We start from the raw sequence: 15,090 nt of genomic DNA, 5'->3' as shown, positions 1-15,090 counted from the left end.
TGGCTGGTAATACAGTTCGAACAGATGTTCGGATATAGTTTCCCTGCACAACCAGAGCGGTGCTCAGCCTTCGCCCACAGCGTCTCTATAACGCCATGGGCCGTAGCAGAGAATTCCGTACCTTCTGGGCCAACTACCAACGGTGGCGCTCGCCAACGTTCGAGATATAAGGAGAAGACAGTGGCTGCTGAAAAATCAAAGCCTGAAGATAACAAATCATCTGACCGTCAAAAGGCGTTAGATACCGCACTTGCCCAAATCGAACGTCAATTTGGTAAAGGCTCAGTAATGAAGATGTCAGATCGACAAGCACAGGTAATCGAAGTGATTCCAACTGGTTCGATCGCACTGGATATCGCACTCGGAATTGGTGGACTACCACGCGGTCGTATCGTTGAAATTTATGGACCAGAATCTTCCGGTAAGACAACTCTTACCTTGCACGCAATCGCAAATGCCCAGAAAGCTGGCGGCATCTGCGCATTTATCGATGCCGAGCACGCATTCGATGCTGAGTATGCAAAGAAGCTTGGCGTTGATATCGACGCACTCCTTGTCTCACAGCCAGATACTGGCGAGCAAGCACTTGAAATCATGGACATGCTCATTCGTTCCGGAGCACTTGATCTCGTAGTTGTTGACTCGGTTGCAGCCTTGGTACCACGCGCTGAAATTGAAGGCGAGATGGGCGATTCCCATATGGGCTTGCAGGCACGCCTGATGTCACAAGCGCTGCGAAAGATTACTGGCGCACTGCATCAATCAAAGACGACCGCAATCTTTATCAATCAGCTTCGCGAAAAGATTGGCGTCTTCTTCGGTTCACCTGAGACAACAACAGGTGGAAAGGCGCTTAAGTTCTACGCCTCAGTTCGCCTTGATATCCGCCGTATTGAAACACTTAAAGAGGGAACAGAATCAGTCGGTAACCGTACTCGCGTTAAAGTGGTGAAGAACAAGATGGCGCCACCATTTAAGCAAGCAGAGTTTGACATCATCTACGGTGTGGGAATCTCACGCGAAGGATCAATCATTGACATGGGCGTAGAGCTCGGAATCGTGAAGAAGTCCGGTGCTTGGTACACATACGAGGCAGATCAACTAGGTCAAGGTAAAGAGAATTCACGTGCATTCCTTATCAATAACCCAGATCTAGCAAACGAGATAGAGTCAAAGATTCGTACCAGCTTCGTGCCCGTAGAAGTCGATGCAGCGCTCATTGCTGAAATCGATGAAGCTGCAGCAGAGGTTGATTTCTAATTTCACTGCAATTTGCAAAAGTTGAAAGAGGCGAGGGCTCTGACCCTTACGAAGTAGCTCACGCAATTGCGCTTAACGCACTTGTGACTCGAGCAAAAAGTAAGGGCGAGCTCCTCGCTCATCTTAAAACCCGTGGCGTAGAAGATGATGTGGCGCATGCTGTCATTTTTCGTCTGCAAGAAAGTGGCCTGGTTAATGATCGCGAATTCGCCCTTGCCTGGGCCACCTCGCGACATGAGCATAAGAAGATTTCAAAGCGCATCATTGCGGGGGAGCTTCGTCAAAAAGGTGTTACCCAAGAGCAGATTGATGAAGCACTTTATGGCATCGATGACGAATCTGAATATCGATCAGCTTTTGAACTTGGCTTTAAGAAATACAACACCATGTCTCGGCTAGCACCTGATGTGCAGGTTCGCCGCATTCAATCGCTCTTAGCCCGTAAAGGCTTTAACTTCACCATTATTTCTCGAGTTCTTAAAGAACTCGATTTACTTAATAACTAACTACTTACCTGATTTCAGATGTTCGCTCAGTCGTTCCGCCGTTGCCACAACTGCAGCGGCATGTACTCGGCCAGGCTGGCGGCCCAGTCTTTCAATGGGGCCGCTAATGGAGACAGCTGCGATAACTTTGCCGTTTGGTCCGCGCACGGGGGCAGAGACAGATGCAACGCCGGCTTCACGTTCGCCAACAGATTGCGCCCAACCGCGTCTGCGATCTGCAGCTAGATGTGCTGCTGTGTATCTGGCATTTTTAAGCCCGCGATGAATTTTCTCTGAATCTTCCCAGGCCATCAAAATTTGCGCCGCAGATCCTGCCTGCATCGTCAGTGATGCACCGATTGGTACAGAGTCACGAAGACCGGATAAACGCTCTGCTACTGCAACACAGATTCGAATATCTCCTTGGCGACGATAAAGTTGGGCAGATTCTCCGGTGGCATCGCGCAGGGCGGCAAGTGCCGGAGTTGCCACTGCAATCAAGCGATCTTCACCGGCTGCAGCTGCTAATTCACCTGAACGAGGCCCGATAATGAAGCGACCATTGAGATCGCGAGATACAAGATGATGAAATTCCAGGGCAACGGCGAGCCTATGAGCTGTGGGACGGGCAATTCCAGTGGCGGCTACGAGTTCAGCCAAGGAGTGGGGCCCTGATTCCAGCGTGGCCAGGATGTATACGGCTTTATCTAAGACGCCGACTCCGCTATTCTTCTTATCCACAGAATGATATTAGCATCCCATTCTGTGAGACGCAATTTAGTTAACACAAAGATTAGGAGCACCAGAGATTATGGGTAAAACACTCGCGGAGAAGATTTGGGATGACCATATCGTTCGTAGCGCAGAAGGTGAACCTGATCTGCTCTATATCGATCTGCATCTGGTTCATGAAGTAACAAGTCCACAAGCTTTCGATGGACTGCGTCTTGCAGGTCGGCCAGTGCGTCGCGCCGATCTGACAATTGCAACAGAGGATCACAACACGCCAACGCTAGATATTCTCAAGCCAATTGCTGATCCGGTTTCAAAGTTGCAGATTGATACTTTGCGTAGCAATGCGAAAGAATTTGGTATCCGTCTTCACTCACTGGGAGATGCCGACCAAGGCGTAGTTCACGTTGTTGGCCCGCAGCTTGGAATTACCCAGCCAGGCATGACTATTGTTTGTGGAGATTCACATACTTCCACCCATGGTGCATTTGGCGCAATCGCATTTGGAATTGGTACCTCAGAGGTAGAACACGTTCTTGCAACACAGACGCTGCCATCACGTCGACCAAAGACAATGGCTATCAATGTCGAAGGAACACTCAAAACTGGCGTGAGTGCGAAAGATATTATTCTTGCAATTATTGCCCAGATTGGTACCGGCGGTGGCCAGGGATACATCATTGAATACCGCGGTTCTGCAATTCGAGCACTGTCTATGGAAGGCCGCATGACGGTCTGCAACATGTCCATTGAAGCCGGAGCGCGTGCGGGGCTAATCGCACCAGATCAGAAGACATTTGACTACATCAAGGGAAAGCCACATGCACCGGAGGATTTCGAAGGCGCTCAGAAGTATTGGCAGAGCCTGTTTACTGATGCTGATGCAACATTCGATGTTGAAATCACAATCAATGCAGATGAGCTAGAACCATTTGTCACATGGGGTACTAACCCAGGACAAGGGCTACCGCTGAACGCATCAGTACCAAACCCGGCAGAAATTAAAGATGCCGAAGAGCGTGGAGCCGCCGAACGTGCTCTGCAATACATGGGACTTGTGGCTGGAACACCACTGAAGAAAATAGCTATTGACACTGTTTTCTTGGGCTCTTGCACCAATGGCAGGATCGAAGATCTACGCGCTGCTGCTTCAATTTTGGAAGGCAAGAAGATTGCAACCACGCTACGCATGCTGGTAGTTCCTGGCTCTGAACGAGTACGTCAGCAAGCAATGACGGAGGGGCTAGATAAAGTCTTCACCGATGCCGGCGCTGAATGGCGTAATGCTGGATGTTCCATGTGCCTTGGTATGAACCCAGATCAACTTGCCGTTGGAGAACGTTCGGCATCTACATCTAATCGAAACTTTGAAGGACGACAAGGAAAAGGTGGACGTACTCACCTGGTCAGCCCATTAGTTGCTGCAGCAACAGCCATTCGCGGCACACTTTCATCACCGGCAGATTTGTAAGAGAGGCTAAGAAAATGGATAAGTTTATTAAACACACTGGAACCGGCGTTCCGCTACGTCGCAGCAATGTTGATACCGATCAGATCATCCCGGCTGTCTATTTAAAGCGTGTGACACGTAGTGGCTTCGAAGATGGTCTCTTCTCAGCTTGGCGCTCAGATCCTGAATTTGTACTCAACAAAGCAGAGTTCAAGAGCGGCACCGTGCTCGTGGCCGGGCCAGAGTTTGGAACCGGATCATCGCGCGAGCATGCAGTCTGGGCACTACAAAACTACGGTTTCAAGGTAGTGATCTCTAGCCGCTTTGCAGATATCTTCCGAAACAACTCCCTCAAAGGCGGATTATTGACCGTAATAGTTCCACAGGCGGTCGTTGACGCTCTCTGGGATGCCATCGAGAGCGAGCCAACCACTGCAATTACCGTCGACCTTGAGGCGCGCACGGTTTCCTATAACGCCATCACAGTGAGCTTTGAACTCGATGATTACACCCGCTGGCGCCTGATGGAGGGGCTAGATGACATCGGATTAACGTTGAAGCACACTGATTCCATCGACGCTTTTGAAGCAAAGCGCCCGGCATATAAGCCAAAGACGCTACCCATACGGATTTAAACCCACTTAAGGTGTGAAAATGAGCGTGTAGTAATGCTTTTTTTCAAGGGGTGAGTGGGATGTGTAAAACCCTCAATTAGTGAATGAGAGTTTTTTACGCACAAATAAGCAATTTTTAGGGAAATAATTCGTTGCGACACGCGCGCGTTAATAACGCTCTCACCCCATGAATAGGTTTATGTTTTACGCAGTTAGGCAAAAGCTTAATTATTTAAGCGTAAAACTTCTCATTAAGGGGAAACTGAATGAATAAGGCCCAGTTCATCGCTGCGTTGGCCCCACACTTCAACGGCAGCAAGAAAGATGCAGCACACGCTGTAGATGTAGTTTTTGACACAATCGTTCGTAACATGTCAGCCGGAAACGACGTCATGATCAACGATTTCGGTAAGTTCAAGAAGGTTGATCGCAAGGCACGTATGGGTCGTAACCCATTCACTGGCGAGACAATCAAGATCAAGGCTTCAAAGAAGGCACGTTTCCTTCCTGCAAAGGCACTCAAGGAAATTATTGCTGGAGATCGCAAACTTGGTCCAGCTCCTAAGCCAGAAGTTAAGGCAGCACCTAAGGCAGCAGCGAAAAAAGCTGCAGCGAAGAAGAAGGTTGCTAAGAAGTCTCCTGCGAAGAAGAAGCCAGCAGCTAAGAAGAAGGTTGCTAAGAAGGCTCCTGCAAAGCGCAAGCCAGCAAAGAAGGCAGTTAAGAGACGTTAATTCTTAACACTTTTCACAAGAAGGAGTCTTGCGAAAGCAAGGCTCCTTCTTGCTTTCCCCGTTACCATAGCGAACATGGCAGAGTTCAAGCTTTCTTATGAACCGCCACGCGGTTATCCCCTTGGCACAAATCTCACCTATAAAGTCTTTGCAGCTATTTTGATTCCAATTTTCAATCTCTTCATGAGCAGTGATTGGAAGGGTGCCGAGAATATTCCGGCCAGTGGCAGAGTCATCGTCGCAAGCAATCACATGTCCTATCTCGATGTCCTGGTCTTCACGCACTTTCTTTTTCGAAATGGCAGAGCCCCTCGATATCTTGGCAAGGTTGGGGTTTTTCGAGTTCCTGTGATCGGCAAAATTCTTTTAGCATCTGGTCAGATTCCGGTCGAACGAGAAAGTATCGATGCTAAGAATGCAGTCGATCATGCAAAGATTCTGCTGGAGTCCGGACATATGCTCGGTGTTTATCCAGAAGGAACTCTTACCCGAGATGGGCAGATGTGGCCCATGATTGCCAAGACGGGGTGCGCGCGCCTTGCGCTAGAAACAGATACGCCCGTCATCCCGATTGCGCAGTGGGGTTCTCAACTTGTCGTTCCGAATTACACCAAGCGAGTAAAACTCTTTCCGCGCAAGACAATCGTCATTAGAGCTGGCAAGCCGGTCGATCTCTCGCCTTGGAAAGGAAAGCACGAGGACCCCCAGGCGCTGATTGAAGCAACAGCTAAAATCATGCGAGAAATTACCGTCCTGCTCGAGGATATTCGTGGTGAGAAGCGACCTGAAGTAATCTTTGACCCGCACACATCAGATCTTCCACGGATAGGTAACTTTAAGAAGAAGAGAGCATGAGCAAAGTAACTGTTTTCGGTGCCGGCGCCTGGGGTTCAACCATGGCGCAGGTCTTAAGTGATGCGGGAAATGAAGTACTCCTTTGGGGTCGCAGTGAATCTGTCATCACAGAAATCTCCACCGCTCATACCAATGTGAAGTATTTAGGTAGCCACATACTGCCCGATGACATCATTGCGACTACCAGTCTGGATGATGCATTCGCGTTCTCGCAGATGTATGTAATTGCAATCCCTGCGCAAGAGATCCGGGCAACGCTGGAAGATTGGAAGGCTCGCTTTCCATCGGACTGCACCATTGTGAGTACCCTCAAAGGAATTGAAATAGCCACTCAAATGCGCATGACAGAGGTTATTGAAGACGTTCTTGGTGCACATAAGATTGCAATCATTACCGGACCTAACTTGGCCGATGAACTTGTGCTTCGTCAGCCCGCCGGCGCTGTTGCTGCGGCAACGTCGCAAGTGCTAGCTGATCAGATTAGAGAGTTATTTCGCACTCCCTATTATCGCGTCTATACATCAACTGATGTCATGGGCTGCGAACTTGCTGGCGCCATTAAGAGTGTTATAGCACTAGCGGTTGGGCTATCGATTGGCATGGGCTTTGGCGAAAATACCCAAGCGATGTTAATTACCCGCGGGCTAAATGAAGTCGCACGATTATGTGCAGCCCACGGCTCTGATCCGTTATCTGCCGCCGGCTTAGCAGGCATGGGAGATCTTGTTGCCAGTTGCGGCTCGCCACTTTCGCGCAATAGAACCTTTGGTGAAGTCATTGGTCGCACAGGTTCTATGAGCGCTGCCCGCACACAGATGGTTAAAACTGTCGAAGGCGTTGCATCATCGAGTGCCGTACTTGAAATTGCCCATCGCGTGGGTATCGAAGTTCCCGTAATTGAAGCAGTAGCTGACATTGTGAGTGAAAAACTCACTCCAGAAGCAGCGTTACAAAGATTGATGGAGATAACCACCAAGGCTGAAAACTTCATCCGATGACACAGCGCGTAGCAATCATTTGTGGTGGACGTAGTAGCGAGCATGAAATCTCGTGTATCTCCGCCGGGGGAGTCCTTGCCGCCATCGATCGCACAGCCTATGAACCCATTCTGATTGGAATTACCAAAGAAGGCTCATGGGTTTTGATTCCAGAAGATCACACCATGGCAATCGTTAATGGTGTTCTTCCATCTGTTCCACAGAACGCTCCCGCAGTTGTTGTCGATATTGCCGGATTTTCTAGTGGTGGAAAAGATTTGAAGATAGATATCGTTTTCCCGTTGCTACACGGTCCATATGGTGAGGATGGAACTATTCAAGGACTGCTTGAGATGGCAGATATGCCGTATGTTGGTTCTGGAGTTCTTGCCTCTGCGGTGGCGATGGATAAATCATTTGCCAAGCCAATATTTGCTTCCCACGACATTGCAACTGTTCCGGGAATAGTCGTTAATGAAGGTGTCTGGAAATCTAGTGCGGCTGCCATTACGAAAAAGATTGCAGTTCTGGGTTATCCGGTATTTGTGAAACCGGCACGTGGTGGATCTTCCCGCGGGACAACGAAGGTGAAGAGTGCTGAGCAATTACCGGCTGCAATTGCAGAGGCGCATCGCTTTGACCCAAAGGCAATGGTGGAAAAGGCGATAGTTGGCTCTGAGATTGAATGCGCTGTCCTAGAAATTGATGGGGTTCCACAAGCTTCAATTGCGGGAATGATTCATATCGATTCTAGATTTGAGTTCTATGACTTTGAAGCAAAGTACTTAGATGGTGCAACCTCGATAGAACTTCCAGCACCAATCGATAGCGCAATTGCAGAAAAGATCCGGAACTCTGCAATCAAGGCATTTTTAGCACTCGGCTGTTCAGGTCTAGCCAGAGTTGATTTCTTCCTGAGCGAAAAAGGTGAAGTGATTATTAATGAGCTCAATACGATGCCTGGATTTACGGCGACTTCGGTATTTCCAAAGATGTGGGCTGCAACGAGAATCGGATATTCCGAAGTTATTACTCATTTACTAGAGGGCGCACAAAAGCGCACCAATGGGGTGCTGGGCAATTAATTAGTTCTGGATTAATTAGTTACTGGACAGGTAAGTGTGCGAGTAATACCTGGAACCGCTTGCACCTTAGAGAGTATTGCGCGCCCGAAATCCTCCATCGATGGCGACTCTGCGCGCATGATGACATCGTATGGACCAGTAACACCTTCAGCGAGTGAAACTCCCGGAATTAACTTGATGGCATTGGCAACGGATGAGGCCTTGCCTACCTCAGTTTGAATCAAGATATAAGCCTGTATAGACATATGAGTTCCTTTCGCTTCGCCCTAACGTTATCTCATGTCATAGGCTTATGGCTATGGGGTTTAGTGAAGCGGATGTGATCTCCGTACTTAAGGAAGTTTTTGCAACCACTGACCCCTGTCTGCTTGTCGGAATTGGCGATGATGCTGCTGTCGTTCAGGGCGCAGAGCGTCAAGTAATCACAACCGACGTTGCTGTTGCCGGGGTGCATTTTCGAACCGACTGGTCATCACCCTTTGATATCGGGCGCAAAATTACCGCAGCTAATGTTGCCGACGCTCTGGCTATGGGTGCTACCTGTGATTACTTAGTTGCTGCAGTGACCCTGACGGGCGCCGAAGATTTAACATGGATTGAGCAACTCGCTCGTGGCATGAAAGCTGAGGCAGATCGTGCGGGAGCATTGATTGTTGGTGGAGATATTGCTCGCTCATCGGTGATAACGATTGCTATGACAGCAGTGGGTCGCTCTGATGCTCCGATTCTTCGCAGTGGCGCCCGCGCTGGCGATGACATATTTATTTCCTCACTCACTGGGTGGTCTGCTGCAGGGTTGGCACTGCTCTCGAAAGAGAAGCCACCTGCAGGAGCAATTGCCACAAAAGCGATTTCAGAATTTTCTGCTCCCACACTTGATTATGAATTGGACTTTTCTCAGGCAAGCGCGCTTTGTGACATCAGTGATTCACTTCTGATTCAGGCCCAGCAATTGGCTGCAGCATCAGGTGTGTGCCTGCACTTTGAGACTGAGTTAATTCAAGAGGTAGAAGAGTTTGCAGAGCTACAAAAACTAGCAATTGATAGCGGCTGTGATGTGTGGGATTGGGTCTTAGGCGGGGGAGAAGATCATGTATTTCTTGCTACGGGTAAAGACTTACCCGGAGTGCGCATAGGAAGAGCTACGTCAGGTTCTGGCATTTCGGGGATAGAAATGAAAAAGGCCCCAGTTTCCTGGAGCCATTTCAATTAAAAGAATTTAGCGGGTGACTTTGCCGGCCTTAAGGCACGAAGTGCAAACGTTCTGACGCTTTGATGATCCGCCTACTAAAGTCTTAACGCGCTGAATATTTGGATTCCAACGGCGACGTGTCTTCACCTGTGAGTGTGAAACGTTATTGCCAAAGCTTGGTCCCTTGCCACAGATGTCGCATGAAGATGCCATGGGTGGTTCTCCTTCTAGATTAAACGCTCGTAATCGAACAGGGCGTAAGGGTAGCAAGAGGGGCGGCTTTGGGCGAATCCGGTGAAATTTATGCTCAAAGCACACGCTCTTAAATCAAGGCGGATTGCAACCGAGGCGAGAGAATGTCGCCATGGCAACCCTGGACTCGAAACTAGTTGGAGTATTGGGTGATCGCACAACAAAGGTATTGCGAGATTTATACGGCTATCTCACGGTCGCAGATTTACTCCATCACTATCCGCGTCGCTATTTAGTGCGGGGGGAACTTTCAGATATTTCAGAGCTTAATGAAGGCGATGAGGTAACAATTCTGGCTGAAGTATTTAGCGCTAGTAGCCGGCGGCTGCAGGGAAGAAAAGGCAACATTCTTGAAGTCATCGTTACTGATGGAAGTGCGAAGTTATCGCTCACCTTCTTTAACCAAGCATGGCGTGAGAAAGATTTAAAGATTGGTAAGCAAGGACTCTTTGCCGGCAAGGTAGGAGTCTTTAATGGCAAACGTCAACTTGCTCATCCAGATTATGAGCTCATTGCCGATGGCCATGATGTCGATGCAGCGGTGGAAGGTTTTGCGGGCAAGTACCTGCCTATGTATCCAGCAAGTTCAAAGATGCCATCGTGGAAAATTGCTCAATGTATTGAACTAGCAATAGGCGCACTTGATGAAGTTCCTGATTTCCTGCCCGAATTAATACGTGAAAAGTATGGATACCCCACACTGCATCAAGCTCTGGTGCAACTACACAATCCGGCAGATCTCGATAGCGCAGAGAAGGCACGAGAGCGACTCACCTACGATGAAGCGTTCTTACTTCAATTGTTACTACTTACACGACGGAAAGAACTTAAAGGTCTTGATGCGGTAGCCCGAGCAGTCACAGCAGATGGACTCCTAAAAGAATTTGATGCATCTCTACCCTTCGAACTTACTGCGGGACAGCGCGCGGTTTCGGCAGAGATTGAAAATGATTTAGCGCAGCCACATCCGATGAACCGGCTGCTGCAAGGTGAAGTAGGTTCAGGAAAGACAATTGTTGCGCTGCGCACAATGCTGACTGTGATTGATAACGGGGGACAGGCGGCGCTGCTTGCACCCACTGAAGTCTTAGCTGCGCAACATCTGCGAACCATTCAGAGCCTACTTGGTCCTCTAGCCCATGGCGGAATGTTAGGTGGGTCAGAGAAAGCAACTCATCTCACTCTCATCACCGGTTCACAGAACGCGGCAGCTCGCAAAGAGGCGCTAGCGCAGGCAGCATCAGGTGCGGCCGGAATTGTGATTGGCACTCACGCACTACTTGGTGAAAGCGTTGAATTTAAAGATCTGGGTTTGATTGTCGTCGATGAACAGCATCGTTTTGGTGTTGAACAACGCGATGCGCTTAAAGGCAAAGCAGTTACGCCGCCACATTTATTGGTCATGACTGCAACACCAATCCCACGCACAGTTGCCATGACGGTATTCGGAGATCTCGATGTATCAACTCTGCGCGAACTTCCACTTGGACGACAGCCAATTACAACGCATGTTGTGCCAGTCTTAGAAAAACCTGGCTTCCTGGAACGTGCGTGGGAGCGAATTCGCGAAGAGGTATCACAAGGGCATCAGGCCTATGTTGTCGCACCTCGCATCGCAGCCGGCACATCAGAAGATGCGGATATTGATTTTCTGATGGGAGAAAGTTCATCCACATTGGCATCAGTAGAAGACCTCGGCCCACTTCTTTCCGGAGGGGCGCTGCAGGGACTGCGTGTTGCGCCCTTGCATGGAAAGCAGGCTTCCGAACTTAAAGATGCGACCATGAAAGCATTTAGCAATAAAGAAATTGATGTTCTGATTTCAACGACTGTTATAGAAGTAGGTGTGGATATTCCCAATGCCACGGTGATGGTCATCATGGATGCCGATCGATTCGGAGTGTCACAACTTCACCAATTGCGTGGTCGCGTGGGTCGAGGCACATCACCTGGACTATGTCTGCTTGTGACATCAGCACTTGCTCAAACTCCGGCACGTGAGCGGTTAGAAGCGGTAGCGGGGACTACTGATGGGTTTGAACTTTCGCGCATTGACTTAGAGCAAAGACGTGAAGGAGATGTATTAGGTGCCAGTCAATCTGGCTCACGATCACATCTGCGATTACTGCGCGTTTTGCGGGATGAATCAATGATTGAGCAGGCCCGTGAAGATGCATCTAGAATTCTTGATGGAGATATCAAGGAGTATCCACTTCTTGAAGCTGAACTTGCCCAGATACAAGCAGATGCCGCTGCTGAATTTATAGATAAGGCTTAACTATGAGAATCATTGCCGGCCGCGCAAAAGGGAGAAATATTGATGCCGTTGCATCTGCAACCCGCCCTACATCTGATCGTGCGCGCGAAGCGCTCTTCTCAACGCTGGCATCTGAATTTGGAGATTTTGACGGATTGCATGTTCTCGATTTATACGCTGGTACCGGTGCGATTGCACTAGAGGCGCTCTCTCGTGGTGCCTCAGTTGTTCATGCGGTGGAAAAAGATGAGCCCGCAGCTCAAGCGATTGAGAAGAATTATGAGAATATCAAGAGTGCACAATGCCCAGGAATGTTTCATCTATACACCATGGGCGTAAATCGATTCTTGCAAGATAAGGCACAGTTGCAATATCACTTCGTATATGTAGATCCTCCCTATGACCTTGATGACCTCGATGTGATTGAAACCCTGATCCAGCTTGTCTCTGGTGGTTTCTTACATCCACAGGCACTGATTGCAGTAGAGCGAAATAGCAGAGTGCGTGAGATTTCCTGGCCCGATGGACTCGAGCAAGTACGTGAAAAGAATTACGGCCAAGCAACTATTTTCTATGGTTCTCCCACGCCTGTAGATGCGCAAAATGGATAACAACTCGAATCATTGCTAGCGTTTGCACTATGAGACGCGCCGTTTGTCCCGGGTCATTTGATCCCATCACCTTTGGGCATTTAGATATTATCGAGCGCGCCAGCCATCAATTTGATGAAGTAATCGTGACCGTCTTTGTGAACCGTAAAAAAGCAGCGCTCTTCACTATTGAAGAGCGGATGCAGATGATTCAGCAAAATGTTGCAAAGTTTAAGAATGTCCGTGTTGACTCTGGGGACGGACTCCTCGTTGAATACTGCAAGGCAAATAAGGTGCAGGCAATCGTTAAGGGCTTGCGCGCGGTCACAGATTTTGATTATGAGTTACAGATGGCTCAAGTGCACACCCAAGCATCAGGTGTGGAGACCATGTTTATGGCAACTTCACCGACACATTCATTCTTATCATCATCAATTGTTAAAGAGCTTGCTCACTTTGGCGGAGATGTTTCAACCATGGTTCCGGAAAATGTTCATCAAGCACTGAAAGCAAGAGTAGGAGCATCAGAATGACAATGGATTCAATAGAGAAACTTAATACCGCGATTGCGATGATTGAAGAGGCACGCGGTGTGCCACTTTCTGCCTCCTGTGTTGTCCATCGTGGGGAGATGTTGGAGATTTTGCAGAGTGCCCGTGACTTTCTCCCAGTTGATTTCTTAAGTGCCGAAGCCATCTTGCAAGATCGTGATCGAATTATTGATGAGGGACGAAATAGCGCTGAAGCGATGATTGCAACGACACGTGAAGATGTCTCACGAATGATTGAGCAGACTTCAATCGTGCAGGCAGCGCGTGATGAAGCGCAGAAAATCTTGGTTGACGCTCGCGCAATAGCCGAAGATGAGCGACGTGAGGTCGAGGCATATATTGACGCTCGCCTTGCCACCCTAGAAGTCATTCTTAATAAGACTCTCGATGCAGTGGCTCGCGGACGCGAACGACTTGAAGGTGCGGGCGATAACGACGTTTTATCTCAGCTAAATTCTGATCGCTAGCAATCAAGAGGACTGATTTAGATGAAAAGAAATACCGAACCTTTCCTGCTCAATACTTACGAGCTTGCTCGTCGTGCCGGAGAGATGAAGGAATATCAACTTGATATTGCGGCCAATGCGCGTATTGGAGTGCCGCTGATTGCAGTTCCAGAAGGCGATGTCATTGAAGTTGACGCCCGGCTTGAGTCAGTGACTGAAGGAGTTCTTCTCAGCGCTGATATTTATGCGGTAGCTCAAGGAGAATGTATTCGCTGCTTAGACCCAGTTGAGGTTGTCATCGACCGAAAAATTCAAGAGCTGTATCGATACGAGCCTACAAATGAAAAAGGTCGCAAGAAAAAGCGCGTAGAAGAAGATATTGATTTAGAAGATGTTGAAGAGTTGCAGATGGAGGGGGACCTGATGAACCTTGAGATTCCCATCATCGATGCAATTATTCTCACTCTGCCGGTGAACCCACTCTGCTCCGAAGAGTGCCTGGGCTTATGTCCCGATTGCGGGGAAAAGTGGGAATCCCTTCCAGAGGACCATGCCCATGAAGTCATCGATGCTCGCTGGTCGGGTCTTGGAAGCCTGGATTTTGGCAATTAAGCAGATATGGGCGATACTTAGCCCCATCGCAACACCAGCTAGCAGATCTAGATTTGCAGCAATCAAGTAGCCATCAAGATTAAGGAAGATTACCGTGCCAGTACCAAAGCGAAAAATGTCTCGTTCAAAGACACGTTCCCGTCGAAGCATGTGGAAGACAACTGCAGCGGCTCTTTCAACTTGCCCACAGTGCCAGCAACCAAAGCTCAACCACGTTGCTTGCCCAACATGCGGCACATATAACCGCCGTCAGGTTCTAGAGGTCTGATCTGTACTCAAACCTTCTTAAGCAATTAGGGGTAGAACTTTCTCCAGAACTGCTTGAGTTAGCTTTTACCCACCGTTCCTTTGCATATGAAACTGGAATATCAACGACCAATGAGCGCCTGGAATTCTTAGGTGACTCTGTTTTAGGCCTGATCGTCACCGAAGAGCTCTACCTTAAATACCCAGATCTTGATGAAAGTCGTTTATCTCCACTGCGTTCAGGCATAGTCAATATGCGCGCACTTGCAGATATCGCGCGAACTCTCGAACTCGGAAAATACATCCGTTTGGGCAAAGGCGAAGAAGTCACAAATGGCAGAGATAAAAAATCTCTTCTTGCTGATGCACTAGAAGCCTTAATTGGCGCTATCTATCTTGAATGCGGATTTGAAAAATCAACTACCGTGGTTCGCCAATTGATTAAAGAGACGCTCGATAGTGCAATGTCGAAAGGCGCCGGACTTGATGGAAAGACCGCGCTGCAAGAGTTATTAGCCGCGCAAGGCAAGGGATCTCCTGAATATCAAGTCAGTGAAACAGGACCAGATCACGATAAGAGTTTTACTGCAGTTGCACTAGTTGCTGGTGCTCCGATTGCAGAAGGAAGTGGAAAAAGTAAGCGCGAGGCAGAACAATCAGCAGCCCGCACTGCTTTGGAAATACTTTCACTACTCGAGCCTTAAACCCTCAAGTTCAACTTGACCCGAGTCGCTTTTATACCAAAGGCGCACACA

At 48.7% G+C, this 15,090-nt stretch carries 19 protein-coding genes; 16 read left to right on the top strand and 3 right to left on the bottom strand.

All coding sequences use genetic code 11. The annotated features are described in order from the left end of the window. Positions 1 to 180 precede the first annotated feature (180 nt). Together recA and A1sIIB142_RS04035 are read left to right on the top strand one after the other, a co-directional pair. Positions 181 to 1,260, top strand: coding sequence for a recombinase RecA (gene recA / locus A1sIIB142_RS04040; protein ID WP_095693778.1), 1,080 nt, complete (start codon positions 181 to 183; stop codon positions 1,258 to 1,260). Beyond that, entirely contained in the window at positions 1,260 to 1,766 is a 507-nt protein-coding gene (locus A1sIIB142_RS04035; protein WP_420021875.1) for a regulatory protein RecX, read from the top strand. Before recA ends, A1sIIB142_RS04035 begins: the two co-directional genes overlap by 1 nt. On the opposite strand, the gene A1sIIB142_RS04030 is transcribed toward A1sIIB142_RS04035, so the two are convergent. Then, complete coding sequence (locus A1sIIB142_RS04030) at positions 1,767 to 2,486, bottom strand: IclR family transcriptional regulator (protein WP_095674970.1); 720 nt, start codon at positions 2,484 to 2,486, stop codon at positions 1,767 to 1,769. Between the two features lie 70 nt (positions 2,487 to 2,556). Between A1sIIB142_RS04030 and leuC the strand changes: the two genes are divergently transcribed. The 6 genes from leuC (at position 2,557) to A1sIIB142_RS04000 (ending at position 8,189) form a co-directional block, all read left to right on the top strand. Then, positions 2,557 to 3,948: a 3-isopropylmalate dehydratase large subunit gene (leuC, locus tag A1sIIB142_RS04025; protein WP_095693776.1), complete on the top strand. Its 1,392-nt coding sequence runs from the start codon at positions 2,557 to 2,559 to the stop codon at positions 3,946 to 3,948. 14 nt (positions 3,949 to 3,962) lie between these two features. Next, complete coding sequence (gene leuD, locus A1sIIB142_RS04020; protein WP_095693775.1) at positions 3,963 to 4,562, top strand: 3-isopropylmalate dehydratase small subunit; 600 nt, start codon at positions 3,963 to 3,965, stop codon at positions 4,560 to 4,562. Positions 4,563 to 4,807: 245 nt separating this feature from the next. Beyond that, a complete protein-coding gene (locus A1sIIB142_RS06620; protein WP_095693774.1) occupies positions 4,808 to 5,272 on the top strand; it encodes an HU family DNA-binding protein in 465 nt (154 codons plus the stop codon). Between the two features lie 75 nt (positions 5,273 to 5,347). After that, positions 5,348 to 6,127, top strand: coding sequence for a lysophospholipid acyltransferase family protein (locus tag A1sIIB142_RS04010; RefSeq protein ID WP_095693773.1), 780 nt, complete (start codon positions 5,348 to 5,350; stop codon positions 6,125 to 6,127). Further along, positions 6,124 to 7,125, top strand: coding sequence for an NAD(P)H-dependent glycerol-3-phosphate dehydrogenase (locus A1sIIB142_RS04005; RefSeq protein ID WP_095693772.1), 1,002 nt, complete (start codon positions 6,124 to 6,126; stop codon positions 7,123 to 7,125). The genes A1sIIB142_RS04010 and A1sIIB142_RS04005 overlap by 4 nt, the downstream gene beginning before the upstream one ends. Beyond that, the gene (locus A1sIIB142_RS04000; RefSeq protein WP_095693771.1) at positions 7,122 to 8,189 is read left to right on the top strand and encodes a D-alanine--D-alanine ligase family protein; all 1,068 of its coding nucleotides are present in this window, start codon (positions 7,122 to 7,124) and stop codon (positions 8,187 to 8,189) included. The genes A1sIIB142_RS04005 and A1sIIB142_RS04000 overlap by 4 nt, the downstream gene beginning before the upstream one ends. An 11-nt stretch (positions 8,190 to 8,200) precedes the next feature. On the opposite strand, the gene A1sIIB142_RS03995 is transcribed toward A1sIIB142_RS04000, so the two are convergent. Then, a complete protein-coding gene (locus A1sIIB142_RS03995; protein ID WP_095674963.1) occupies positions 8,201 to 8,434 on the bottom strand; it encodes an Lrp/AsnC family transcriptional regulator in 234 nt (77 codons plus the stop codon). Positions 8,435 to 8,481: 47 nt separating this feature from the next. Between A1sIIB142_RS03995 and thiL the strand changes: the two genes are divergently transcribed. Next, positions 8,482 to 9,402 (top strand): thiamine-phosphate kinase, encoded by a 921-nt coding sequence (gene thiL / locus A1sIIB142_RS03990; RefSeq protein ID WP_223299168.1) that lies wholly within the window; start codon positions 8,482 to 8,484, stop codon positions 9,400 to 9,402. Positions 9,403 to 9,408: 6 nt separating this feature from the next. On the opposite strand, the gene rpmB is transcribed toward thiL, so the two are convergent. Further along, positions 9,409 to 9,594, bottom strand: a complete 186-nt coding sequence (gene rpmB, locus A1sIIB142_RS03985; protein WP_095674961.1) for a 50S ribosomal protein L28 — start codon at positions 9,592 to 9,594, stop codon at positions 9,409 to 9,411. Between the two features lie 151 nt (positions 9,595 to 9,745). Here rpmB and recG point away from each other — a divergent pair, with 151 nt between their 5' ends. The 7 genes from recG to rnc all read left to right on the top strand — a co-directional run bounded on the left by recG (position 9,746) and on the right by rnc (position 15,039). Further along, positions 9,746 to 11,911 (top strand): ATP-dependent DNA helicase RecG, encoded by a 2,166-nt coding sequence (gene recG / locus A1sIIB142_RS03980; RefSeq protein ID WP_095693769.1) that lies wholly within the window; start codon positions 9,746 to 9,748, stop codon positions 11,909 to 11,911. 2 nt (positions 11,912 to 11,913) lie between these two features. Continuing rightward, on the top strand, positions 11,914 to 12,501 hold the full coding sequence (rsmD, locus tag A1sIIB142_RS03975) for a 16S rRNA (guanine(966)-N(2))-methyltransferase RsmD (protein WP_095693768.1): 588 nt from the start codon (positions 11,914 to 11,916) through the stop codon (positions 12,499 to 12,501). Between the two features lie 29 nt (positions 12,502 to 12,530). Beyond that, positions 12,531 to 13,013, top strand: coding sequence for a pantetheine-phosphate adenylyltransferase (gene coaD, locus A1sIIB142_RS03970; protein WP_095674958.1), 483 nt, complete (start codon positions 12,531 to 12,533; stop codon positions 13,011 to 13,013). Further along, positions 13,010 to 13,498: an ATP synthase subunit B family protein gene (locus A1sIIB142_RS03965; RefSeq protein WP_223299167.1), complete on the top strand. Its 489-nt coding sequence runs from the start codon at positions 13,010 to 13,012 to the stop codon at positions 13,496 to 13,498. The genes coaD and A1sIIB142_RS03965 overlap by 4 nt, the downstream gene beginning before the upstream one ends. A gap of 21 nt (positions 13,499 to 13,519) precedes the next feature. After that, entirely contained in the window at positions 13,520 to 14,089 is a 570-nt protein-coding gene (locus A1sIIB142_RS03960; protein ID WP_095693767.1) for a YceD family protein, read from the top strand. A gap of 94 nt (positions 14,090 to 14,183) precedes the next feature. After that, the gene (gene rpmF, locus A1sIIB142_RS03955) at positions 14,184 to 14,357 is read left to right on the top strand and encodes a 50S ribosomal protein L32 (protein WP_095674956.1); all 174 of its coding nucleotides are present in this window, start codon (positions 14,184 to 14,186) and stop codon (positions 14,355 to 14,357) included. A 49-nt stretch (positions 14,358 to 14,406) separates the two neighbouring features. Next, the gene (rnc, locus tag A1sIIB142_RS03950) at positions 14,407 to 15,039 is read left to right on the top strand and encodes a ribonuclease III (RefSeq protein ID WP_236849876.1); all 633 of its coding nucleotides are present in this window, start codon (positions 14,407 to 14,409) and stop codon (positions 15,037 to 15,039) included. Positions 15,040 to 15,090: the final 51 nt, after the last annotated feature.

Source organism: Candidatus Planktophila versatilis (genome assembly GCF_002288345.1).
Taxonomy (GTDB): domain Bacteria; phylum Actinomycetota; class Actinomycetes; order Nanopelagicales; family Nanopelagicaceae; genus Planktophila; species Planktophila versatilis_A.
Note: the sequence above shows the minus strand (reverse complement) of the source record. Positions and strands in the feature narration are given on the sequence as shown.